The organism is Nocardia jejuensis NBRC 103114 (assembly GCF_001613145.1).
Taxonomy (GTDB): Bacteria; Actinomycetota; Actinomycetes; order Mycobacteriales; family Mycobacteriaceae; genus Nocardia; species Nocardia jejuensis.
In genome coordinates, this window is the sequence record NZ_BDBU01000019.1 from 311,063 (window position 1) to 333,205 (window position 22,143).

At 67.0% G+C, this 22,143-nt stretch carries 23 protein-coding genes and 1 pseudogene; 13 read left to right on the forward strand and 11 right to left on the reverse strand.

All coding sequences use genetic code 11. The features are described from left to right. The first annotated feature begins 60 nt into the window (after positions 1-60). The 10 genes from NJ1_RS16565 to NJ1_RS16610 all read left to right on the forward strand — a co-directional run bounded on the left by NJ1_RS16565 (position 61) and on the right by NJ1_RS16610 (position 5,669). Positions 61-372, forward strand: coding sequence for a hypothetical protein (locus NJ1_RS16565; protein ID WP_067694567.1), 312 nt, complete (start codon positions 61-63; stop codon positions 370-372). A gap of 732 nt (positions 373-1,104) precedes the next feature. Beyond that, entirely contained in the window at positions 1,105-1,410 is a 306-nt protein-coding gene (locus tag NJ1_RS16570) for a hypothetical protein (protein WP_157574035.1), read from the forward strand. After that, complete coding sequence (locus tag NJ1_RS16575; RefSeq protein ID WP_157574036.1) at positions 1,407-1,853, forward strand: DUF8317 domain-containing protein; 447 nt, start codon at positions 1,407-1,409, stop codon at positions 1,851-1,853. Before NJ1_RS16570 ends, NJ1_RS16575 begins: the two co-directional genes overlap by 4 nt. A gap of 91 nt (positions 1,854-1,944) precedes the next feature. Further along, complete coding sequence (locus NJ1_RS16580) at positions 1,945-2,349, forward strand: DUF6573 family protein (RefSeq protein ID WP_067694575.1); 405 nt, start codon at positions 1,945-1,947, stop codon at positions 2,347-2,349. Positions 2,350-2,436: 87 nt separating this feature from the next. After that, positions 2,437-2,976 (forward strand): hypothetical protein, encoded by a 540-nt coding sequence (locus NJ1_RS16585; RefSeq protein ID WP_067694578.1) that lies wholly within the window; start codon positions 2,437-2,439, stop codon positions 2,974-2,976. A 17-nt stretch (positions 2,977-2,993) separates the two neighbouring features. After that, complete coding sequence (locus NJ1_RS16590) at positions 2,994-3,332, forward strand: hypothetical protein (protein WP_157574037.1); 339 nt, start codon at positions 2,994-2,996, stop codon at positions 3,330-3,332. A 90-nt stretch (positions 3,333-3,422) separates the two neighbouring features. Next, a complete protein-coding gene (locus tag NJ1_RS16595; RefSeq protein WP_067694584.1) occupies positions 3,423-4,073 on the forward strand; it encodes a hypothetical protein in 651 nt (216 codons plus the stop codon). A 244-nt stretch (positions 4,074-4,317) separates the two neighbouring features. After that, positions 4,318-4,824 (forward strand): hypothetical protein, encoded by a 507-nt coding sequence (locus NJ1_RS16600; protein WP_067694587.1) that lies wholly within the window; start codon positions 4,318-4,320, stop codon positions 4,822-4,824. 19 nt (positions 4,825-4,843) lie between these two features. Continuing rightward, positions 4,844-5,101, forward strand: a complete 258-nt coding sequence (locus NJ1_RS16605; protein ID WP_067694590.1) for a hypothetical protein — start codon at positions 4,844-4,846, stop codon at positions 5,099-5,101. Continuing rightward, complete coding sequence (locus NJ1_RS16610; protein WP_157574038.1) at positions 5,067-5,669, forward strand: hypothetical protein; 603 nt, start codon at positions 5,067-5,069, stop codon at positions 5,667-5,669. The genes NJ1_RS16605 and NJ1_RS16610 overlap by 35 nt, the downstream gene beginning before the upstream one ends. A 383-nt stretch (positions 5,670-6,052) precedes the next feature. On the opposite strand, the gene NJ1_RS39725 is transcribed toward NJ1_RS16610, so the two are convergent. After that, the gene (locus NJ1_RS39725; protein ID WP_169813162.1) at positions 6,053-6,478 is read right to left on the reverse strand and encodes a hypothetical protein; all 426 of its coding nucleotides are present in this window, start codon (positions 6,476-6,478) and stop codon (positions 6,053-6,055) included. Positions 6,479-6,913: 435 nt separating this feature from the next. On the opposite strand from NJ1_RS39725, the gene mobF reads away from it, so the two are divergent. Further along, positions 6,914-11,836, forward strand: a complete 4,923-nt coding sequence (mobF, locus tag NJ1_RS16620; RefSeq protein ID WP_067694600.1) for a MobF family relaxase — start codon at positions 6,914-6,916, stop codon at positions 11,834-11,836. Between the two features lie 72 nt (positions 11,837-11,908). Here mobF and NJ1_RS16625 read toward each other — a convergent pair whose 3' ends face one another. The 5 genes and pseudogenes from NJ1_RS16625 to NJ1_RS40535 form a co-directional block, all read right to left on the reverse strand. Continuing rightward, positions 11,909-12,442 (reverse strand): hypothetical protein, encoded by a 534-nt coding sequence (locus NJ1_RS16625; protein ID WP_157574039.1) that lies wholly within the window; start codon positions 12,440-12,442, stop codon positions 11,909-11,911. A gap of 62 nt (positions 12,443-12,504) precedes the next feature. Continuing rightward, entirely contained in the window at positions 12,505-13,488 is a 984-nt protein-coding gene (locus NJ1_RS16630; RefSeq protein ID WP_067694607.1) for a tyrosine-type recombinase/integrase, read from the reverse strand. A gap of 229 nt (positions 13,489-13,717) precedes the next feature. Then, the gene (locus NJ1_RS16635; protein ID WP_067694609.1) at positions 13,718-14,254 is read right to left on the reverse strand and encodes a hypothetical protein; all 537 of its coding nucleotides are present in this window, start codon (positions 14,252-14,254) and stop codon (positions 13,718-13,720) included. Positions 14,255-14,377: 123 nt separating this feature from the next. Next, positions 14,378-14,833: an ATP dependent DNA ligase gene (locus tag NJ1_RS40530; protein ID WP_245717421.1), complete on the reverse strand. Its 456-nt coding sequence runs from the start codon at positions 14,831-14,833 to the stop codon at positions 14,378-14,380. Beyond that, positions 14,819-15,363 (reverse strand): annotated as a pseudogene (locus NJ1_RS40535) (ATP-dependent DNA ligase); the annotation flags it as partial. The gene NJ1_RS40530 and the pseudogene NJ1_RS40535, both read right to left, overlap by 15 nt. A 140-nt stretch (positions 15,364-15,503) precedes the next feature. Between NJ1_RS40535 and NJ1_RS16645 the strand changes: the two are divergent. Further along, a complete protein-coding gene (locus tag NJ1_RS16645; RefSeq protein WP_067694612.1) occupies positions 15,504-15,686 on the forward strand; it encodes a YegP family protein in 183 nt (60 codons plus the stop codon). Between the two features lie 947 nt (positions 15,687-16,633). Here NJ1_RS16645 and NJ1_RS16650 read toward each other — a convergent pair. Next, positions 16,634-16,873: a hypothetical protein gene (locus NJ1_RS16650; RefSeq protein ID WP_067694615.1), complete on the reverse strand. Its 240-nt coding sequence runs from the start codon at positions 16,871-16,873 to the stop codon at positions 16,634-16,636. 171 nt (positions 16,874-17,044) lie between these two features. Here NJ1_RS16650 and NJ1_RS39180 point away from each other — a divergent pair, with 171 nt between their 5' ends. Beyond that, entirely contained in the window at positions 17,045-17,518 is a 474-nt protein-coding gene (locus NJ1_RS39180; RefSeq protein WP_157574040.1) for a hypothetical protein, read from the forward strand. Positions 17,519-17,673: 155 nt separating this feature from the next. Here NJ1_RS39180 and NJ1_RS41020 read toward each other — a convergent pair whose 3' ends face one another. From NJ1_RS41020 to NJ1_RS16665, 4 genes are read right to left on the reverse strand one after another with little or no spacing between them, the layout of a single operon-like run. Next, positions 17,674-18,192 (reverse strand): DUF1173 family protein, encoded by a 519-nt coding sequence (locus NJ1_RS41020; RefSeq protein WP_157574041.1) that lies wholly within the window; start codon positions 18,190-18,192, stop codon positions 17,674-17,676. Between the two features lie 24 nt (positions 18,193-18,216). Continuing rightward, the gene (locus tag NJ1_RS16655) at positions 18,217-18,708 is read right to left on the reverse strand and encodes a DUF4913 domain-containing protein (protein ID WP_067694618.1); all 492 of its coding nucleotides are present in this window, start codon (positions 18,706-18,708) and stop codon (positions 18,217-18,219) included. Then, on the reverse strand, positions 18,705-20,471 hold the full coding sequence (locus NJ1_RS16660; protein ID WP_157574042.1) for a type IV secretory system conjugative DNA transfer family protein: 1,767 nt from the start codon (positions 20,469-20,471) through the stop codon (positions 18,705-18,707). The genes NJ1_RS16655 and NJ1_RS16660 overlap by 4 nt, the downstream gene beginning before the upstream one ends. Beyond that, on the reverse strand, positions 20,468-22,087 hold the full coding sequence (locus NJ1_RS16665) for an RRQRL motif-containing zinc-binding protein (protein ID WP_157574043.1): 1,620 nt from the start codon (positions 22,085-22,087) through the stop codon (positions 20,468-20,470). The genes NJ1_RS16660 and NJ1_RS16665 overlap by 4 nt, the downstream gene beginning before the upstream one ends. Positions 22,088-22,143: the final 56 nt, after the last annotated feature.

Here is a 22,143-nt window from a genome sequence, read left to right on the forward strand (position 1 = left end):
GCAGGGCACCGCGACCCGGTGCCCTGCCCGTGATTTCTCCTACCGACCCGGAAGGCCCCGATGCCCAGCTATCAGCCCGTCTATCAGCCGATCCGGCTGCTGATCCGCAACGACGATGACACCGGATGGGACGCGCGCGGCCCCCAGTGCGACGACCTCACCGACGTGAGCCAGTACGTCCGCCAGGCGCGACTCACCCGCACACGCAAACGCATCGTGCACGTCACCGAGATCGACCGCCCGATCATGGGGATGCCCCGATATCGCCTCACCACCGTGTGGGAAGGCACGGTGCTGCCCGCATGGTTCGCCAGAACCCACCCCGCCGCAGACCCGGACTACCCACGCAACTACGACAACCGCAATAGATAAACGTCCCCCGCGAGCCCGGGGCGAAGCACCCACCACGTTCGCCCCGGACCAGAACACGAACACCCAGAGCTACCGCGACCGCCGACCGTCCCCGGCCCGCGTAGCTCCCGCAGGCTCACCCCTCGACCGGGACCGGTCCGCGCCACACCGGTCCCTGCCGACCTCTCACCCACGAGTGACCGACGGCCGGATCCGCGAGCGTCGCTCGCGCGTCTGCGGCCCGGCAGGGTGTCGGCGCGCCCCTTCGCTGACCCCCGCCAGGGGCTATCACGGCAGCACAGGACGGCTCAAGGGCGAAACCCGTGCCCTTGCCCCGCCCTGCGCCACCGTGATCGAGACGCCCCAGGCTCAGCGAAGGAACACACCGACACCCCCACCCGACGTGCGGTCCTTCGCCGGGTGCCCCGCGGCCTGCGGCCGCGCACCGGGGGCGCTGCCCCCGAGACCCCCGCCCCTCACGCCGGGGAGGCGAGGCTTGCAAAGGGCAGCAAAGAAAATCAAGAACAAAAACACGGAAAAACCACGAAAAGACGGAAAAATTCCAGGCCGACATCTCATCCAATCCACCTCCAAAGTTCATAAAAAAGCGTATTCTTAGAGATGTTGGAAGTGGGGCAGATCCTCGGCCCCGTCTTCGCGAGAAGTCGATCTCATTGACAAATTCACAGTGGCTCACAATCACTCCTCCCGCGCGCATTCCTTCCGCGCGCGGGCAACGAGAGGATGCCGCGCATGATCACGACCAGCCCACCCCGACCCGCATCGGATCGCGAACTCTTCACCGATTTAATGCAGGTCAGCGCCGATATCGCGTACCTCTACGGCCACGCCTACGAGTTCGCGACAACCGTGCTCGACAGCGACCAGGACGCCGACGCGCACCGCTACGCAACATGGCTCACCCAGCGCGCCGACAAGAACAGGAGGCGAATAAAAGAAATCTGCGAACACGGAAAACTCATCAAACAATGGGCCGAAGAATGCGACGGCCCCGAATGGCTCCGCTATTTCGACAATTCAGAAAGGGCAGCGCGATGACTCTCATTCTCCCGACCCCTACACGGGTCGCAGTGAAGGGGTTCCCGCTCGAGGTCTACCGCAACACCACCGACGCCCGAGACCACAGCAAAGGAGGCATCAGCGCCCGCACCCGAGTCCTGTACGTGACCGGCATCCTGCGCGCCGAGCGGACCACCCGCTACAAGCCGATCCCGGTATGGCAGAACACCGAGTGCCCCGACCCCGCCCGCGCCGTCGCGGTGGTGATCGTGACCCGGGCCGGAGACAGCACCCCGCGCGCATGGCTCGAGCCCATCGGACTCAGCACCAGCGGCCAGATCCAGCGCAACCCCGAGCACACCACGTTCGGGGGCAACTACGCCGGACACCCCGGCAGCGCGTTCCTCGGCGTGCTCGAAACCGAGCTCGGCTACCCGGTCGCGGGACTGCTCAAAGTGCACGACCGCCCCATCCCGTTCTGACACGAGCGTAACCACCACGCGGGCAAGGGGTTCGGACGTTCCATACACGCCCGGACCCCTCGCCCGCACCACCCACCGAGGGAGATTCGACATGTCCGAGAACGCGGAAATCATCGACGCCTACACCCGCGCCCAGGCCATCGCCGACGGCGTATTGCACGACGTCACCGCCACCGCCAGCGAGTACGGCTTCCGGTACCCGGTCGCGGTCGCCGAACACGCCTGGCACGAGGCAATCGCGTGGCCCGCCGACGGCGGGCACTGCCAGGACGAAACCGGCCGCTTGTGGGATGTGCTGACCATGGCGCATTTCGCGATCGCCTCCGCGATCCGCACCAACACCGCCACCCACAGCGTCGAGTTCACCGTCGCGCGCATCATCGCCGACGATCCCGACCCCGAGCCCACCCCGAAGCCCATCACACTCACCATCCACATCGGCCCCGGCGACGACGCGAACCCGGTGTTCACGATCATGGCCCGCCACGACCACTAGCCCACCCGCGCACCACCCGAAGGCAAGGGCCCGAACACTCCATAACCGTTCGGGCCCTTGCTATCTCACCAGCAAGGAGAAACCCCGATGTATCTGCGCATCGAAGACGACAAGCTCTATCACCCGTTCGCGGTAGTGCCACCGGGCGAGTTCACCGAAGCTCTCGAAAATTGCAGCCGCGCAAGGTATTTCACACCGGAGCACTGGAAAGCCGTCGCCGAGGTACAGCGCAAACTCGACAACGGCGAGCCGGTCACCCGCGCCGACACCACCCCGGCCGGTATCGATGTGCGCTACCTCAGCGACGCCGAAGGCATCGCCGAGCGCGCCCGCTACTTCTTTCGCGACCGCGCCGAGTACGAAACCGCCGCTATGGCCTCACCGGTCCCCGGCGACACATGGCCCGGACATCGCCGGTTCATCGACAGCGTGCGCAGCGGGCAAGCAATCGTGTGCGGCCCCAACGAAATTCACGCGTTCATCCCCGCGACCGCCTCACACGTACTGGGTCCGGCCCTGGAATACGCCGCCCAGCACATCCCGGCAGATACCCCGCTGATCCGTTCGATACCGGCCGGGCAGCCGATGCCCGGCACCGATCTTCACGCCGCCGTCCTCACCTGGTGACCCGAAAGGAAACCCCGATGCCCAAGCCGAAAGACCCCGCCATCTACATCGGCGACACCGTGCACACCATCTCGCGCGAAGGCGTCGAGGGCAAAGCCCGATGGACCGTCGAGGAAATCGACCCCGCCCGCAACACGGTGCGAATCAGTCGCACAGTCAAAACCGGCTTCCGCCGCTACAGCGACCGAGACATTCCGTTCACGGCCGCCCGAATCGCATTGGTACGCCACGGCAACGCCATGGACGACCAGGGCCGCAAGAACGGCATTCCGCCCCGGCAGCAGCCGCGCCACAGCGACCGCACCCAGAGCCCGTACGTCCTCGAGGGCATCGCCCGCCGCGCCGAGACCACCTAACCCCACCCCACCACCAGGCACCGATCCAGGCAGGGCCGAACGATCCATACCCGTTCGGCCCTGCCACACATCCACACCGAAGGGCACCAGATGACCACCACCTACACCGACGCCGAGAACGAAATCTCGGCCATCGTGTCCACCATCTGCACGGCGTACGCGATCGTCGAAGACCGAATGCACTGGGCCGAGGACGAGATAGCCGCCGCCCAGAAGCGCCACCCCGCCCACGCGGACATCCTGTGGCATTCGTTCGGTGTACTGGGCATCGGAGAGGACAAGCCCAGCGAACTTGCCTACCGCGCCCACTACCGCGAATTGCTCGAGCGCATCGCCACCGGCCGCGACACCCGTCACGCAACAGCCGTCGAAGTCCTGTGCGTCCTGCGCGCGGCCAGTCTCGCGGCTCCGCTCAGTTCTCCCGCCGCCGGACTCTATTTCCGCATGTGGGACGCGGCAGGACTGCCCGATTTCGACCCGAACGGCCATGTCACCGAACGCACGCATTACGAAGCTCTGTACGGCTCCCGAATCGACGAGTACGAAGCCCAGGTGCGCCGACGCCTCACCCATGACCAGCGCGTCATAGTCGCTGATCTCCTCACATGCTGCGGCAAGCACAACGGCGAACCCGTGACGTGCCGCTACAGCAGTCCACGTACCGAACATCTCGACGCCCCAGCGCCGATACGCGCGCAGCGCATGTCCGCGCAGCCCGGCGAACAGCTCCAGATTCTCTAGCAGCGGCACCACCAGGCCCATACCGGCCGTCGACGCGGGACCAGCGGTGAACACCGCTGGTCCCGCGAAGGCACCCCATCCCCGCAGCGAGCGCCCCCGAACGGAACTCGCTGCGCTCCGTGCTGTGCCTGTCCGAGCGGCCGGCCACCAGCCCCCGCACGGCCGGTCCCCGGCTCACGCCGGTGTCCCCACCGGCCCCGCGAAAACCCGCTCGGACAGGCACACCCACCACCCAAGGAGAGCCATGCCCACCGCGCAATGCCCCCACAAGTCCACCATGCAGTTCCGAACCGGATACGACCTCACCACCCGCGCCCGCAGCTACTACACCCAATGCACAAACGTGGCCTGCTTGGCACACCTCGGGTTCGGACTCGAAACGATGGACCACTACAGCGTCCACTACCGCAGCGCGTGGGGCTACGACACCCGATGCTTCGGCACACTCGCCGCCGCGGAAGCCGACCGCCTCACCCACCGGCCCTGGAACAACACCGAATCACACATCGGTCTGTGCGACTGCCCCGAAGGCATCGCCGCGCGGCCCATCCGAGTCGGGGACGCCGTCGCGTTCCGCGACCCCATCCCACCCGCGCACATCACGCACCTCAGCAACGAGATCCTCTCGCACGTCATAGCCATCGAACCCGACATGCACGACTCGCTGATCGTCGCGTTGACCTACGCGCACCCCAGCACCGCCCGCCTCAATGCCCACGACCTCATGCCGATCCTCCGCCCCACCCCCTGAACCGGTCAGGAGAACCACCATGCCCGTCCACGCCACCCCGGCCGATCTTCCCCCGCACATCCTCACCGCCCTCACCGCGGTCCTCGAGGACCTGTGGGACCGCGAAGCCGACGACTACCGCCAACTCCCACCCACCGAACGCCACGGGCACCGCTACCGCGACTGCACCGCCCTGCACCACTGGCTAGGCGCTCGCAGCCCGATCCGCCCCACCACCACACCGCAGGAAGGAGCCGAACCCGATGGCCAGCACCACACACCCTGCCATCCCCACTGACCACCCCACCACGGCCGAGACCGGTGAGGTGGTCGCCGAAATCGACGCGGCCATCGAACGCCGCACCGAATACGCGATGAGCCCCGAACCCAACCTCATCGCCGCCATGCTGCGCCTCACCCAGCACGAGGCCACCGACATCCTCACCCTCGTGCGCGCCGAGGACTTCCAGAACTACGACTGCCGAGCCATCTACGTGCTCATCCGCGTACTCGTGCAACAACGCCACCGCGACCCCACCCCGCAAGCAGTCACCGCGCTCGCGATCAGCCTCGACACCAAACTCACCGCGGAATTCCACCTCACCGCACACCGCATCACCATGCGCGTCGCCGAGATCTACACACTCGGCAACCCGCTCACCCCATGGGCCAGCGCCGAACACGTCGTCGAGGACTCCTACCGCCGCCGATTCATCACCACCGGCACCCGCATGGCCCAGATGGGCGAAGCCCACGCCCCCATCCGCGACCTCGAACGCACCACCGGCACCGCCCTACGCCAATGGCGCAAAGAACGCACCCGACTCGCCGCCATCACCGAACGCGCCACACACCCCCGCCCCTGACCAGCCCAAGGAGCACCATGCCCTACACCGGACCCGACTGGACCACACTCGCCATCAGCGACCACATCCACATCCGACGCGAATTCGACCCACCCCACCCGAGCGGCACGCGACTTCACGAATGCTCCGGCCGAATCAACGACGTATCGCAGCACGGATTCTCTCTCGCCATCGACGGTGGCGGAAGCCGGTTCCACTCATGGGACCCCGGCACAACGTGCCACCAGACCGTCACTCGACTCTGACCACCACTGTCGCACTCTCGCAGACACAACGATGTGCCTAGGCACCCACCGCCGCGTGCCGTGCGGGTACGATGAAAGCCCCTGTTTGGACCGGGTATGGACCGGCCCAAACAGGGGCATTTTTGTGTCTGCTGGCAGTTACCCGGCCGGTTGGTCCCTGCCATCCGCAGGTGGCGAGACGGCCGCCGGCGCGGCCGCCGCCGGTTCGGTCGGTGGCGCCGCAGTGACGCGCGGTTTGAGCAGTGCCCGCACTTCGCGCACGTCCAGGCCCGTCAGCGCAGCCAGCTCCTCGACACTGCTACCCCGCTCACGCATACGGCCCAAGGTCTGCCCCTGCCCCGCACGGATCCGCGCTTGCGCGTCCACGAAAGCGGACTCTGCCGCCGCGAGCGCATCCTCGCGTTTGACCGCCGCCGCCTCGAGTGCGGCCCCGAAGGTGAAAAACGCCGCCAGGTCTTCGGTATCGGAGGCTTGGCGCTGGCGCAGTTCCTTCTGCGCGGCCGCCATCCGCTCACGCGCCAGCTTGCGTGCAGCTACCGCCGGACCCGCCGAATGTGTAGCCATGACCCGCCCTTTCCGGCCGGTACACGGCCGATTCTCGCGAACAGGGGCCCGGTGGCAATGAACCGATCGGACCAACCGCCCGAACGAACAACGATCTTCACCGTACGCCGCGAGAACCCGCCACCACCAGCGCCGACGCGCGAGGAGGCAAGTCGCGGCCGCCGCGCAGCGACAAGGGGTAAACACCGCCCCGAACAGCCACTATCCCGCACCCGCGCACGCTCCACCACACCCACCACCCCACCGACACCGATCCCCATTCCTGTCTCGCACCATCTCTCTGTGCCATCAGCCCGTACCCCGCCGGCATTCACCCTTACGACCCCACCAACACCTTCTAAAGCCCTTCTCCACGCACACACCTCTTGCACTATTGTGAATTTTGGGTCTCAACCCTTCCGTAGCTGCAAATTTGCGCGCACTATCGATCTTGTGATGACCATCCACCCGATTCACGCGGGCGATGGCTACACCTACCTCACACGGACGGTGGCCACCGGGGACCGAGCACGCGTACCCGGCCAGGCGATGACCGATTACTACCTCGCTTCGGGAACCCCGCCCGGGCAATGGCACGGTCGCGGAGCCGAGATCCTGCGGGTCTCCGGAGACGTCACCGAGGAACAGATGCGCGCCCTGTACGGCGAAGGCATCCACCCGGACGCGGACCTGATCATCCTCGATGCCCTGCGCCGCGGCGCGAGCACCGCCGAGGCCTTGGCCGCGGCGAAACTCGGCTCCGGGCACCACAGCCGCGGGCAAGGCCCCACCGCCATCGCCGCCCTGTACGACCACGCGAAAGCCCAGTTCCTCGCCGAACAACAGCGCCCGCCCAGCCGCGAGGAATGGGCGGCGATGCGCGAGCACGCCGCACGCGAGCACCTGCTCGACGAGCTCGGGCACGCCCCCTCCCCCGCCGACGTCGACGACGCGCTCGCGGATGAGAAGCGCCGCCTGGCGCGTTCGGTCGCCGCCTACGACTGCGTGTTCACCCCGCAGAAATCGGTGTCCGTCCTGTGGGGACTGGCCGACGACGATGTCCGACAGACGATCTGGGAATGCCATGACGAGGCGATGAAAGAGACCCTCGACATGATGCAAACCCGCTACGCCCTGGCCCGCCGCGGTGCCGGCGGGGTCCGCCAGATCGACGCGGACGGACTGACTTTCGCCCTCTATCAGCACTTCGACAACCGCGTCGGAGACCCCAACCCGCACACCCACGCCGTGGTGTCCTCGCGGGTGCTGGGCTCGGACGGCAAATGGTCCGCCCTCGACGCACGCGCGCTGTATTCGGCCACGGTGTCGCTCTCGTGCCAGTACAACGCAACCCTGATCGGCAAGCTGCAGCGCCGCCTCGGATTGCGGTTCCAGGAGCGCTACCGCAACGGCCTGAACAAGGCCCCGGTCCTGGAAATCGCGGACATGCCCGAGAAGCTCATCACCGCGTTCTCCCGCCGTCCGGACATCCTGCGCGCCACCGAAACCCTGGTGCGCGAGTACCGCGACAAGCACGGCCGCAACCCGAGCAAGAAGACCGAAATCCACCTCGCGCAAGCCGCGACCCTGGCCAGCCGCGCGGCGAAACCGATCCCGAAGACGCTGCGCGAAATGCTCACCGAATGGGCCGAAGAGACCGAACTGCTGCTCGATGACGGCCGCACAGCACAGCAATTCGCCGCCGACGTGATCCGGCTTTCGCACGACCCGGACGCGATCCGCCCGTACGACGCAACCCACGCCGCGATCGCGGCCGGGATCCGCCTCGGAGGCACCGAAGGAGTCGAACAGGCCGCGCGCAGCCACATCCACGCGGCGATCGAGCACGCCCTGGACCGGTACGAATTCACGAGTGACCATGCCCGGTCCGCAGCCGCCGCCCACGTCGCTCACCTGCTCGACCCCGCGAACGACAATCACCTGCTCGATCACGTGGACCGCGCCGCCACCGCCGCCGATCGCGCGGTCTACGACCCCGACCGACTCGCCATCGAAGTCCTCGACACCGTCTCGCGGCGCCGCCCCACCTGGACCGAAGTGCACATCCGTGCCGCGGTCGAAGACCGAGTCGCGTTGTGCCGGTTCGACTCCGATCACGCCCAACGCGACGCGGTGGAGCAGGTCCTGAGCGAGGTGAGAGCCCGATGCTTTCAGCTCAGTATCGACCCCGATCCCGTCCCTGCTGCCCTCACTCGCAAGGGCGGGGAGAACGTCTACGACACCTGCGCCGCGACCACTATCCGCTACACCAGCGAAGCGATCCTGGATGCGGAAACCGCGCTCCTGGACGCCGCCCGCACTCCCACCCCGCAATTCCTCACCACGACCGCAGTACAGACCGCGATCACCGAAACCGAAGCCAGGAGAAGCCAGCAACTGAACGCCGGACAGCGTGAGATCGTGCGACACCTGTGCACCTCGGGCACCCGCTTAGCCGTCGCGGTCGGGCCCGCCGGCACCGGCAAGACCACCGCGATGCGGGCAGTGTCACACGCGTGGATCAGCGACGGCCGCGACGTGATGGCGCTGGCACCGCAGAAGAGCTCCGCGCGCGTGCTCGGTGAGGAAATCGGTGTTCCCGCCCGCACCATCGACGCGGTACTGACCCTGCACGCCAAGGGATTGGACACCGGTATCACTGCCGGGGCGATGCTGCTGGTGGACGAGGCAGGCATGGCCTCCACCCACAACCTGCACGCCCTCCAACGCTTGGCCGAGGAGACCGGAGCAGTCGTGCGGTGGATCGGTGACCCCCACCAACTCTCCGCGGTCGAAGCCGGCGGCGCGCTGCGACTGCTCGCCAACGACACCCACGCCCCGACACTGCAGGAGGTGGTGCGGTTCCGCGATCCCGACGAAGCCCAAGCCTCACTACACGTACGCGACGGCAACCCGAACACCGCGTGGGAGTTCTACAAATCCTCCGGCCGCGTGGTCTCCGGCCTCGCCTATGAGCTGCGCGAACAGATCCTCACCGCGCACCTGGACGACCTCGACGAAGGCCTCGACAGCCTCATGATGGCCGCCACCCTCGAGGACGTGCACATGCTCAACGCGGCCGCACAATCGGCGTACGCGCAGCGCGGGCACGTGGACACCGACAGCCCCGGCGCCGACCTCGCGGACGGACACACCGCCCATTGCGGGGATCTCGTGGTGACCCGCCGCAACACCTCCCGCCTGCGAATCACCGGCGGCTACCGCGCCGGGGACCCGGTCGACAACGGCGAACAATGGCGCGTACGCACCGTGCACGACGACGGCTCACTGACCGTCTCCGGCATCGCACACCACGGCCACGTGCACCTGCCCGCCCAGTACGTCCTGGACTACACCGAGCTCGGCTACGCCAGCACCGTGCACCGCGCTCAGGGAATGACCGTGCGCCGCGCCTACGTCCTGATGGGGTCCGCGCTGGGACGGTCTCTGGCCTACGTGGGACTCACACGCGGCAGCGAATACAACGGCATCTTCCTCGCCACCGACGTCCTGGCAGAACCCGATCTGCACCACGCCCCGGACGAGGCGCTCACCGAACACCAAGTGTGGCTGCGCGAGCTGGGCCGCCGCGACGACAACATCAGCGCGACCGAAACCCTGCGCGAAGAGACCGCCCGCGCCGACGACCCCGACCGGCTGCGCGAGACCTACGACCATGCCCGCGAACTCCTGTTCACCGCCCGGTTCGACGATCTGCTCGCGCGCGCCGTGCCGTTCTCGTTGCTGGCCCAGCTCCAGCAGTCCCCACACTATTCGACACTGCTCGAGACCCTCGATCGCGCCGAGCAGCACGAGGTGAACGTGATCGAGCTGGTCGGGTTGATCGCCACCGACCGGTGGCGTGCCACCGAAGACGGGCTACCCGACACCGAGGATCCGGCCGCGGTCCTGCGGGCCCGCGCCGACCGGCACATCGCCCGCGCCATCGGCCGGATCTCCGAGGCTGGCACCGACCGCTTCCGCGCCCTTCGAGATCTGCCCGGCCTGGATGTGCCGCCGGTCCCTGCGCGCTACCCGGGAATCGACGCGGAGCTGGCGGACTTCGCCGACGAGCTCCACGACCGCCTGAGCAACCGCGCACAGATCGAGGAACTCACTACAACTCCCGATCGAGTCACGGCCCTGAGCGATCTGGCCGACGCGCTGACGATCCCCGCCGACACCGACAATCTCGACGCGCGCCTCGCGCGCCTGCACAGCGACTACGAGCACCGCGTCCACGTACTCGGGCGCGACTGGGCGCGCCATCAACTCGCCGAAACCCTGCCCGCTGGACTGCACCAGCAGGTCCAGGACGGACCCGACTACATCCACCTGTGCGACACCCTCGCCGCCGCGCACGCCGCCGGACTCGATACCGCCGCGCTGATCAGCGAGATCACCGACGGTGAGCACGGAGTACCCCTGCTGCGCGGCCGCGACGCCTCCGCAGTCCTGGCCGCACGCGCCGATATCGTCCTGGCCCAGCATCACGCCGAAACCGGCGACCCCCTCACCGCGCCCGCCCCGACGCCGGTACCGCCACGCCATCGCGGAACCGATCGAGCGGTCGAGGACCACGCCCTCGATCTGGCACACCAGATCACGAGACTGCGGGATTTGCAGCGGATGCACTCCATGCACGCCGACCCGATCCGCATGCTCGACAACACCGCCCTGGACAACGAAATCTCGCGACTACGCACCGCGGCGAGTGTCCCGGATCCGATGGACCTGTCCCACGAGCGCACCCCGGATGCCGTCGACGCGCTCACCACCGAACACGCGATCCTGCGCTCGCGCACCGACTGCATCCGCACCGCGCAATCCGCACTCGATGCAGCCCAGCACGCCGAACTCCAGCTCACCGCCGCGGCCGAACAGATGGCCGCCGCGCAGGCACGCCTGGATGCGCTGCCCGGGATCCGGGTCGCCGCGCGCCGCGACGCGACGGCCGAACTCGCGGCCGCACGCGAGGTGTGGCACGCGAACGTGCAGGCAGTGCACGACGCCCGCCACACCGCTGAGCAGGCGATTCACACCGCCATCGCCGCCGGCGCGCCACGCAGGCTGTGGCTGCGCCTCCTCGAGCGCGACACCGACGCGACCCGCGCGAGCGAGCTCGAGACCGCGCACACCGCAGAGATGCGCGCGCAGCAGTCCCGCGCCCGCCGCACCACCGCCCGCACCACCCTCTCGGCCCGGCTGGAGAAGGCGCTCGCGGAGAAGGCGCGCCGCCGCGCCCTCACCGATCCCGAGGCCGCTGCCGAACAACGCCTGCGCACCACCGCCCCCGACTCCCCCACGCACGAGCGGGACCAGGCGCTGCCGCCGCACCCCGAGACCGGGCGCGATCTGGACCACGGCGCGGAACTGTAAACACCCGACCTCAGCCGCCGAACGTCAGCTGACGGCGATTTCCAGTGAAACACCTGAGCACATCAGCTGCCCTCAGAGTTCCTGTCCCGGTACCTCGTCCCGATCACGAGAGTTGAGGCACCACCACAGCGCACCAGCCACGATCAGCCCGCACGACAGGAACGGGATCAGCGCAGCAACGGAGAAATCAGCCTCGACCAGGCCGCGCCCGCGAGTGGTGGAATGGGTGAAATCGCGGGCATCGGACCAGATGAGCGTGAACGCGATCGCATAGACCGCCAGCACACCGAACGCCTCGACACACGCCAGGATCAGGACTGCGCCGAGCCTCGAGCGGGTCTGGACCCGCTCGAACAACAGCGTCGCGGCGATCGCCAGGATCACCGACCCGACCAACACCCACCACACGCCCGGCGTACCGAGCTCCTGCGCCGACGTCATCACCGAGTAGTCGCTGTGCATGCCCGGATAGTGCATGAGCGGCACGAACAGCCCGATCAGCGTTCCCACGCCACCTGCTCCCAGCAGTATTCGCCCCAGCGTGCGTGCCTGCGCGTCGCGCATGGACCTGGGCCGGATTGTGCGCTCGCCCTCATCGGTTGTCACAGAGGAGCAGTCTGTCAGGACCAGGACTCCGGCGGCGCCCCACCATGCCGAGGAGCTGGTATTCAGAAGTCCAGGGCGAGTTGATCGTTCGAGTCCTCACGAGAGTGCGCGCGCCCCGGATGTGGTGCCGGGGCGCACGCGCGCAGGGTGAGGATCTGGGGCATGTCCGCCTTGACCTGCCGCAGTTTGCGCGGCACCCGCGCCACATCGGTTTCGGCGGCGATTACCTGCTGGGCGTACGTGCTGCGCAACATCCCCGGCGCGATCCCGTCCCCCAATCCGGCCGCGCGCCCGAGATCGCGCACGATGGCCTCGATCTGCGACACCGACAACCGGCGCACCCCGCCCTTGCGGCCCCATGCCAGGAAGAACGCCCTGATGTTCAGGTCCCCGACCATCGCGGCGCGTTCGAGGTTCCATTCCGCGAGCGCGGTGTGCGCCCTCGCGGGTACCGCGACCTGGCACAGCTCCCCGCCGGGAACCGGTGCCCACACAATGCTGCGGGCACCGGTCAGCACCAGATCGTCGCAGTCGAGGTCCGCGGCTTCGCTTTCGCGCAAGCCGCCGTAGATCAGCACCATCACCAGCGCCAGGTTTCGGGCCCGCCGCGCGCGCATCAACGGCGTATGCGCTGCGCGGGCTTGGGCGGCCGCGATCAGCCGCGATTGCTCGGCGCCGGTCAACGGGCGGCCGATCACGCGATCAAAACGTTCGGCCGGCACCTGCACCGGCCCGAGTTCGAGCCACACGTAGAAGGCGTTCAACGCCGACAACGTCACGTTGAACGTGGTCGGGCGCAAACTCACCAGCAGGTGATCGCGATACGCCGCCACCGCGCCGTCGCGGCCGCCACCGGTGCGCAGGGCATCGGGGTGCGTGGCGATATTCGCGCGCACCCAGTGCAGGTAGAGGGCGATGCGCTGGGTGTACTTGTCCAGCGTGCGCGGCGAGGGCGGGCGTCCCGAGCGCACACTGGGCCGCACCGCCAGCCACAGTCGGAACCGCGGATCGAGCACGAACGGATCCGTCGCATCCGCATCGGCCATTTCTTGAGCCCATCGCGCGCCGTCGCTACCGCTCACCGCTCTCACCGCCTTCCGTGCACTCCTCAAGTCTCGAGGATGCCAGCGGTCACCGACAAGTAGGCGCGCCTAACCGCAACCGCAGCATCACCACCGCCAATTACCCGTGATTACAGTCGCTTTTTTCCATGGGTAATTGGAGATCGGACCGATCAGTTGAGGACCTTCATGGAACGCCGAGGGGCGCTCGGATTCACCGCCGGTCCCTGCTCGACGGTCCGCCTGGCAATGGGTGGGCCAAAATCCCTGCGGCGAAGAACAACATCGAACCGCACTGATCGCACTGGTAGGCATGCTGATCGACAACACGTTGACTCGTCTCCTGTGGCATGTCGGTCAACATGCGTCTGTGACCGACGACGAACCCGAGAACACCGAGATAGCTGCGCTGTCGACCACTGCATGAGCAGACCAGATCCACTGCCTCGTGCCTGCGCTTGATCTCGTCCTCGAGGTCCTCGATCCGGCGTTGCACCTGAGCGAGATAGTCCTTGGCCTCCGATAGCGTCAACCGCACCGCAGCGTTACTCCGAGGGGAGTCGGGTCCGCCCGATTCGGTCAGCTGAGCGAACTCCGCCTCTGATCGAGGCACGACGCGAGTGCCCCGGAACCCACCCTCGCGGTGATAGGAAATCGTTGCTCGCACAACGCCGTCCGGCAATCCGCGACTGAGCTCGACGCGCTTCGGATCGTCCTCTTCCGGCTGAAAGTGCATCCCCCGATCCAACATTCACGCACAGTACCCGAGCATCGGCCGCTACCCGCGAAGCCGAGGGCAGCGATGTCGCATCGCGCACGCACGAGGGCATGCCGACCGGTTCAGGAGCGTGTATCAGCGCAGTTCGGATGGCTTCTACTCGTCGCTGGGCGGCAGTTGCGTGACGGTCAGATCCGGACGGATTCCCCGAAAGCTCGGGTGCCGGACTATCCCATCCGGACCCTGTTCGCGGTACCAGATGTCCGCGACAAACACTGCCTCGCTCCACCGCGCGGCCCACTGCACCGAATCCGGGACCGGCATGAGCAGCGGACTCGTGTCGCGCGCGAGCCCGTCCAGCGCCGCGCGCATGGTCCGCCGCGCGGTGGCGGTGAATCCGGTGCCCACGCTCCCGATGTAGCGCAACCGGCCCTGCGCGTCCGGAGCAGCCAACACCAAGGAGCCCAGTGTCGCGGCGTTCGCGCCCGACCCGGGCAGGTAGCCGATGATCGCGGCCGAAAGACTGTGCCGGATCGGGTATTTCAGCCACCGGGGCGTCCGCTTGCCGGGCTCGTACACCGAGTCCAGACGCTTGAGCACGGTCCCTTCCATTCCCGACTCACCCGCGGCCTGCAAGAGCCGGTCAGCGCTGACCTCGGTGGTGCACCAGAACGGCGACACCCGGATCCGGTCACGCTCGAGCCCGAGGCCTTCGAGCAGCTCACGCCGCGCCAGATACGGGCGCCCCATCACCGAGTCCGCCCCGACCGCGAGCGCGTCGAACACCACATACTCCGCGCGTACCGCAGCCAACAGCGCCGAGGTCGGGCGGGTGACGTGCATGCGGCGTTGCAGCCGGGCGAAACTCGGTGCGTTGGTGCGCGAGTGCGGATCCGGGGCGATGAGCTCCCATCGAGCAACAGGTCCCGCTCTGCGGCCGTGGCCGTCACGGCGGCGGCCACGTCCGGGTACGCCGAGGTGATCTCCCGCCGATTCCGGCTGAACAACCGGGCCTCACCGCCGGCGCAGCGGCATATCGCTCGCTGGCCGTCCCATTTGAGTTCCGCGCCCCAGTCCCCGGACGGCACCGGCCACCGTCCGGCACTGGCCAGCATCGGTGCCGGCACCGGCGGCGCCACCATCTCCGCAGCATATCGACAGCTACCGAGAATCGGACCGACGAAACTCTCTCGCGGAACCGCATTCCGGCCGATAGAAGCGTTAGCGTCGAGGGAGAACGGCTCGAATAGTCCTGTTTCCGTATCGAAAGCGAGGTAACCGAATGGCTGCCAAGTTCGAGGTTTTCAAGGACTCTGCCAGCAAGGTCCGGTGGCGGCTCAAGGCCGGCAACGGGGAGATCATCGCCCAGTCCCAGGCGTACGAGAACAAGGCCAACGCTCTGGCGGGGATCGCCTCGGTGCAGAAGAACGCTCCGGTCGCCGCGATCGACGACCAAACCGCCTGACCCCGAATATCTTCGGCGCACTACAGCCCCACACCCGAACAGACGGGTGCGGGGCTGCATCGGCTTCCGACAATGCGGTTCAAAATGCCCTCGATCGGAGTTGGACGCTCGCGCGGATGCTGAGGACTTGTCGCGTTGTCGCTGCGGATCGCGTACGCAGTTAACACAGCCCTAGCAGCGTTCCGTCGCAATGCTCAACGTGTTGGCGGTTGCACGCGTTCATGAATATTGTTCTGCTGCAACAGTTTTAGATCGAGTATCGAGTTGAGGACCATCACAGCAGGGTGGGTTACGCCGCTGATCGCAGGGCCGCATTGGGGAACAAAGAATTTACACACGAGATGCAGATTTATCGAAGATCTGAATCTAGCGTCATAGGTGCCTGATAGTGAGGCAAGACCGCCTCCGTTCGATTGCACTCGAACGGAGGCGGTATCTGATCCCCGTGTGGTTACTAGGCAACTGAGGACCCCTGTGACTTTATCCGAAAGACAAGATCATCAAACAGGCTCGTCTGGTGCTGGAGATGGCGCGGCTGCATCCCAGCCCTCAGACACAAGTCATGAGCACAGTGACGGAGCCGAGCATGCGCACAAGGTCGGTGGCGAAAAGCAGAACTCAGGCAAAGGTCGAGGCCGAGACTACGGCCCTCTGATCGCTGTATCAGTCAGCGTCACCATCGCCGTGCTGACAGGGGTATGCGTTGATCCGAATGCAGCGGTGGCCGTTTTCGTAGCGGCGACTAGCTTGTTTACGGTGATGCGATTCCGCTGGGTTCGTGGCCGTCGCTAACAGCGGGCGTTACCCTGTGTAGCTAGTGAGGCTCGGCAGGCAACTGCCGGGCCTCCACTACATCTGAGGGCCTGATGGACGCCGTTTGGCCAACAAAGATGGGTGGTCCAGACCGCCGAAATTTGCGCAGCCCCGCATATGCACGCCATTTGGTATTACAGCGCGTTGCCGATAGCCAGAAGGGGTTCCGATGGTCGCCATCCGATGAGGTTGGTGCCTTCGCGGTCGTATTCTGCGATCTTGATTGCCTTGCGCCGCAAGTGCTCTTCGCTGTCCAGGCCCCACACCTCGATCACGGTGAGCACGCTGGTATCGGTGAGCACGAAGTCCGGAAGCACCAGCGCGGTGTGGTCATACCGGACCGATTTGAGGAAGACCTGCAGCGCGGCCGCCATGACAAGTTCATGGGTTTCTCTGCACCATGCAAGCCGACACGCCAAGGCACGAGTCCGAGCAGAGGAGAGCAGGCATGACGGCGAGGATGGTGCTTGCCAGCGTGAAGGGACCACCATGTCGCCATTCGTGGGAGCACCGGCAATAGATGGTCCTTAACTACCATGGCCGTCATGTTGTTGTCATCGGGCGGCTGGACGCGCGTTTTCTCCTGGCTCGGTGCCTGTGTCGCTGCTTTTCTGGTGTTGCTCTACGGTTTCGCATTGCTGGTCGAAGGTGTGCCTGACGAGGAGGTCTCGGCAGGCAATCACGCCCTGGCCGTTGCCAAGCTGATTGTCGCGGGCATAGCGGGTGTGGCATTGATCGCTGGTGCTGTGAGTGGGCGGACGTGGGTGATCCTTGGTGGTTGCTCGTTGTTCTTCGCTGATTTCGCGCTCTGGCTCGTGTGGTACTCAAGGGTTCTCATACCTGTGACTAACGAGCATCCCGAGCCTGGCCCGGTCTCGCAACCACCGGTGTTTTGGTTGGTGCTGGTAACTGTCTGGGGCGTATTTCCCGGTCTGCTCGCAGTGCTCGCGTGTCGACGGCCACCCGAACGTGCGCTCGATCGTCCACAACTGCCGCCGACCGGACCCGCGAGCGTCTAACGCTGACGATCTATGGGGCCGTCTTCGATGGCGACAGACACGCAGAGCACTTCCGACAGCGTAATATCCGACATAATCCAGACAACCTCTATGCCGCGTGCCAGTCGTCCGGTAACGCGGCACCGGCCGATCGATCGTTGCGAGAACCCGTTCCACTATTGTGCCAGTCGTCGGTGGTCCCACGACTGGAGGCACGACGGTCCCTCAGCAAGGCAATCGACAACGAGGACTGGGTAGAGCTGTGCCTTCCCATAGGTAGTGCAGCAACCCCAGCAGTCCGACCGTGCGGTGCCCACCGCTGGTGTGGTCGCCGAGTTCGTCCTCGGCACCGGACAAGGACACGACGGTGCTGCTGGTGGCGGGGCATCGAACCGAATCGTCGTGCCGCTGGGCCCTTCCACGATGGCGGTATCGGCGTACGCGGCGCGCCCGGTCAGGGCTTCGTCGGGTTGATGGAACGGGCACGACGGATCATGCGCAGAACCTTCGCCCGGCCAACGGGCAAGGAAATACCTGCTGTTGCGGAACCGGATCACCAGGCGCAACGGTTCGCCCCGGCACAGGCACCATCCGTGCCCGTCCACGGTTTTCGCGGTCGCGGCCAGCCGGCCGTACCGCTCGGGGCGCGCACGCATGGCATCGAGCCGGATCGAATGTCCGGTCAGACACACCATGCTCGCGCGCCCCACAACCCGCCCCTAGTTGGATCGCGGGTCGATCGGTGGGGTGAGCACGTGCAACAGGCTGTTGGGTTTGGCCACCACCGCGATGTAGTCCGCGGGGACCGGATCGACTTCCAGGCTGGGGGTGTCGCGGTGTTTGGTCGGGGAACACAATCGCATCGGCCCGACCTCACCGTTGGTGATCTCGCGCATCGTGGCGTCGTAGTCGTACACCCACCAGCCGTGCATGGCTTTGTCGTCGCCGCTGCGGCGGGCTTTCTCCCACGCCCGCCACAACGCGTCCAAGCGCACCACGACCGGTGGGTGTTCGAACCAGCGACGGCAGAACACGCGCCCGCGCCCGAAATCAGAGAGTTTCAATGACGTTGCGAGAGCGAGCCATTCGGTGACGAACTCGTACACGCTCGAATACAGGTAATCGATCGCCCCGTCCCCCTCCGGCGGCGGTGCGGTGGGGGTGGTGCCGGCGAAGGTGTCGTCGATGTCGTCGAATCCGTCCGTGCTCATGCCGGGAGTCCCTTCTTGCGGGTGGGTTCGTATTTGGCCAGAGACGCGGTGATCGCCGCGGCGTGCCGGGTGTCGCTCCACGGGACTTTGCGGACCAGGACCGGGTCGTTGCCCGAGGTCAGAACAATCGCGCGGTTCTTGGGCAGCGAGGCGAGCAGCTGCACGGTGAACGTCATTTCCTTGGACCAGGATTGGGACTTGGATGCGCCGCCGCGTCCGGTGCTGCGGGACCAGCGTTCCACGTCGTGTTCCCCGATCTGATCGGCGATCGATTGCAGATATTTCACATCCCGGACGCCTCCGGCGTAGATGTGCATGTTCGAGGCCGAGACCAGCTGATCGAGCTGGTTCGGGGTCCACACCTCCGAGGCTTGGGCGGGGGATTGCAGGAACGTGAGCAGCACGATCCCTTGAGATCCCAAGTGCGAGTAGAGATACGGCAGCTCTGTCAACTTGCACACGTTCGCCGCCTCGTCCAGGACCCCGACCAACGGTGTCGGCAACCGGCCGCCCGGTGAGCGGGTCGAGACGATCAGCGCGTGATCTAGGATCCGCCCCACCAGGGCGGTGACCAGCGCGGTCGCCGAATCCGCGCCCTCTTTCGACAGGAGGTAGAGCGCGTCGGTGGAGGTGATGAACGCCTGGGGCCGGAATTGCACCAGGTCCGGGTCGGTGCCCGGATCCCAGTCCGCCAGGGCGGTGGTGTCGGCGGCGAACCGCACCCGGATCGGCGGGACCACGGTGCGCGCGTACGCGTCATCGGTCAGCACCGAGAGCATCCGCCGTCCCATGTCGTACAGGCCGTCGCGCTGGCGAGGGTTGAGCCCTTGCGCGGTGCGCAGTTTCATCGCCGCGATCATGTGGCCTTCCTCGTCCAGGATTTTCGCCGCGAGGGGGTCCTCCTCGTCCGAGAGCCAGGAATAGGCGTGCATGATGTCCCCGCCACCGACCGCGGCTGCCAGCAGGTACAGCGCCGCCAATTCCCGTGCGCCGCCTTCGAAGTAGTTGTCGCTGCGGGCATCGGCGATGGCTTCGGCGGATTGGAAGTACCCGGCCAACCGGCGCGCGGTCGGGAGCCGGTCGATCCCTTCCAGGATGTTCCACCACCAGTCCTGGCTGGGGTGTCCGCATCGGCCTTGCAGGTCCGACACCCATACCTGTCCGACCTGTTCGCGCACGCCCCGGGTGTGATCGTGCAGGTCGCGTTTGTTGCTGGTGGCCAGGACCGGGCCGGGCGCGGAGCAGATCGCGCCGATCGCGAACGCCGCGGTCTTGCCGGTGCGCGGCCCGCCGAAACACGTGCCGACATCTTCCCAGCTCATATAGACCCGGTGATCGCCGATCACGGTGCGGCCGCACTCGATTCCGATGTCGCCGGGCTCGCGGATCTGCGTGTCCTGCCGTAATCGGACCGCTTTCGCGCGTGCTTGAGCCCCCGACACCTCGCTCAGCCGGCGCGGCGGGGCCATCACCGCAGCGCGCCGATCGGTTTCGTGACGGCGCACCGTGCGCAGCCCCGCAACGATTCCCGCGCCGACCACAGCGGATTCGGTGATCGCGGTGAACACGATCGCGAGCGCGGGCCAGGACCGCACCGCGGTGAAGTGCGTCCACGGATCCTCCGGGAGTCCTTCTCCGAGTTGTGCTGCGGCCCACCAGGATGTGTAGGCCACTGCGAGGACCGCCGCGAGGACCCCGAACACGGCGATCACCATGACATCCCCGGATACTCGCTGTGCCGGGGCCGCGCGACGGGTGCTCACGGCGCCACGCCCGCATCCGCACCAGCGGTCGCCGCAGCTGTTTGCGCAGCCTGCTGCGTGGCCTGCTGCTGTTGCTGTTGCTGCGGGTCAGGAGGTGTTTGCGCCGTCGTGGTGGTGCTCTTACCCGTCGTCGAGGCTCCGACCAGGTCCGTGTTCGCCTTGCTCGTCGCGCTCGTCGCGGATTGCGCCGTCGTGGTCGATGCGGTGGTGCTGGGCGCGGATTTCGTGGTGGCCGAGCCCTTCGCGGCGGTCGCGGCCTTGGCCGGAGCCTTCTTCGCCGCCGCCTTTTCCGGAGTCTTCGCTGCTGCTTTCGCCGGGGTGTGCTGCGCCGGAGTCGCGGCCGTGGTCTGTGCCTGGGCCGGTGCTTTTTCTTGCTGGTCCTGCACCGCCAGGGCCGCTTCGAGGTCCGTGCGCGTGTACTGCGCGGCGAGCCGTTTGACGCGCTCGATATCTACCTGCGGTTGCGCGGCCTTGACGCGGATCGAGTCCGGGTCCAGCCCGGCCGCTGTCAGTTCCTTGTCCAGCTCCGCGACCTGCTGCTCCCACTCGCGCACGACCTGCTGCGCGTACTCCCGCGACGCTTCGGCCGCGGCCCACTTACCGATCGTCTGCTCGAGCGCAGTCGCCTGCGCCGCGTCTTGGGCGGCCTGCGCCGTCACCGGAGTGTTCGCGGCGGCCGCGGCGGGTGGGGTGGCCTGCGTGTTCGCGGCCTGCGCGGTAGTGGCCACCGGCGGGGCGTTGACCGCAGCGGCGGCCTGCGGGGCGACAGCGGCCGGAGTGTTCGCGCCCGCCTGCACACCGGTGTCGCGGTCTTTGCGTCGACCGAAGAACCGCTGCCACAGCCCCGGTTTACGCTCGGCGCCGCTGCTTTTGTCCTTGCGACGCCCGAACAGTCGTTGCAGGAACCCGGGTTTGCGTTCACGCTGCGCGGTCGCGACCGCTTCGCGCTGGCTCGCCCACCGGCGCACCTCGTGCCGGGCAGCGATCAACGCTTGGGCGCCGGCGTGAACCAGTTGCGCGGTCTCGGTGACGATCTGTTCGTCTTCATGGTGTTGCATGGCAGTGCCTTTCGTTGCAGGGAGAGAAGAGCGGACGCGTCGTGTACTCGACCTGCGCGGACTCGCGCGACCCGGTGCAAGGACCGGGTCCGCGACGGCGGACTCGACGCGAATCGGTGCCTGCGAGACCCTTTCGGCGATGACCGGCTCGGCAACCGATTGCGTCACCGGTTCCGGGTCCGCGGGAACTAGCGGTGCAGCGACGACGCGATCCGGTATCGGTGTGTCCCATCCGGGGCCGGGGTCACCAGGGGTGAGCAGTTCGTCGCGGGAGATGCCCCGCCGCTCGGCGGCCGCGAACTGGCGTTCACGGTTCGCCGCGGCCAAGGCCGCGAGCTGCGCCGGTGAGCGATCGGTGCGAGTGGGAACCGCCTTGTCGGTGTGGAACAGATACGCCAGCAACGGACCACGGCGGCGGCGCGGGCGGATCATCTTCGCCGCGATGTCCTGGCGGCCGGGACTCAACCCGAGCGCGCGCAGCTGACGGCGGGTCCGCAGGTGCGGTGGGGCGGTTCTCCACAGATAGACCGGGAGCCCGCCCTCACGCTCCCCGCTCACCACCACACCCGAGGGCGAGAAGAGCCGTCACAGAATTCGGCGGGTGCGCCATGAGC

Bases quoted from the DNA above. Each gene is read 5' to 3' on its own strand.
- NJ1_RS16565 (WP_067694567.1), top strand. From the start codon at position 61: ATGCCCAGCTATCAGCCCGTCTATCAGCCGATCCGGCTGCTGATCCGC.
- NJ1_RS16570 (WP_157574035.1), top strand. From the start codon at position 1,105: ATGATCACGACCAGCCCACCCCGACCCGCATCGGATCGCGAACTCTTC.
- NJ1_RS16575 (WP_157574036.1), top strand. From the start codon at position 1,407: ATGACTCTCATTCTCCCGACCCCTACACGGGTCGCAGTGAAGGGGTTC.
- NJ1_RS16580 (WP_067694575.1), top strand. From the start codon at position 1,945: ATGTCCGAGAACGCGGAAATCATCGACGCCTACACCCGCGCCCAGGCC.
- NJ1_RS16585 (WP_067694578.1), top strand. From the start codon at position 2,437: ATGTATCTGCGCATCGAAGACGACAAGCTCTATCACCCGTTCGCGGTA.
- NJ1_RS16590 (WP_157574037.1), top strand. From the start codon at position 2,994: ATGCCCAAGCCGAAAGACCCCGCCATCTACATCGGCGACACCGTGCAC.
- NJ1_RS16595 (WP_067694584.1), top strand. From the start codon at position 3,423: ATGACCACCACCTACACCGACGCCGAGAACGAAATCTCGGCCATCGTG.
- NJ1_RS16600 (WP_067694587.1), top strand. From the start codon at position 4,318: ATGCCCACCGCGCAATGCCCCCACAAGTCCACCATGCAGTTCCGAACC.
- NJ1_RS16605 (WP_067694590.1), top strand. From the start codon at position 4,844: ATGCCCGTCCACGCCACCCCGGCCGATCTTCCCCCGCACATCCTCACC.
- NJ1_RS16610 (WP_157574038.1), top strand. From the start codon at position 5,067: ATGGCCAGCACCACACACCCTGCCATCCCCACTGACCACCCCACCACG.
- NJ1_RS39725 (WP_169813162.1), bottom strand. From the start codon at position 6,478: ATGGCTACACATTCGGCGGGTCCGGCGGTAGCTGCACGCAAGCTGGCG.
- mobF (WP_067694600.1), top strand. From the start codon at position 6,914: ATGACCATCCACCCGATTCACGCGGGCGATGGCTACACCTACCTCACA.
- NJ1_RS16630 (WP_067694607.1), bottom strand. From the start codon at position 13,488: ATGGCCGATGCGGATGCGACGGATCCGTTCGTGCTCGATCCGCGGTTC.
- NJ1_RS16635 (WP_067694609.1), bottom strand. From the start codon at position 14,254: ATGTTGGATCGGGGGATGCACTTTCAGCCGGAAGAGGACGATCCGAAG.
- NJ1_RS40530 (WP_245717421.1), bottom strand. From the start codon at position 14,833: ATGGAAGGGACCGTGCTCAAGCGTCTGGACTCGGTGTACGAGCCCGGC.
- NJ1_RS16645 (WP_067694612.1), top strand. From the start codon at position 15,504: ATGGCTGCCAAGTTCGAGGTTTTCAAGGACTCTGCCAGCAAGGTCCGG.
- NJ1_RS16650 (WP_067694615.1), bottom strand. From the start codon at position 16,873: ATGGCGGCCGCGCTGCAGGTCTTCCTCAAATCGGTCCGGTATGACCAC.
- NJ1_RS39180 (WP_157574040.1), top strand. From the start codon at position 17,045: ATGTTGTTGTCATCGGGCGGCTGGACGCGCGTTTTCTCCTGGCTCGGT.
- NJ1_RS41020 (WP_157574041.1), bottom strand. From the start codon at position 18,192: ATGGTGTGTCTGACCGGACATTCGATCCGGCTCGATGCCATGCGTGCG.
- NJ1_RS16655 (WP_067694618.1), bottom strand. From the start codon at position 18,708: ATGAGCACGGACGGATTCGACGACATCGACGACACCTTCGCCGGCACC.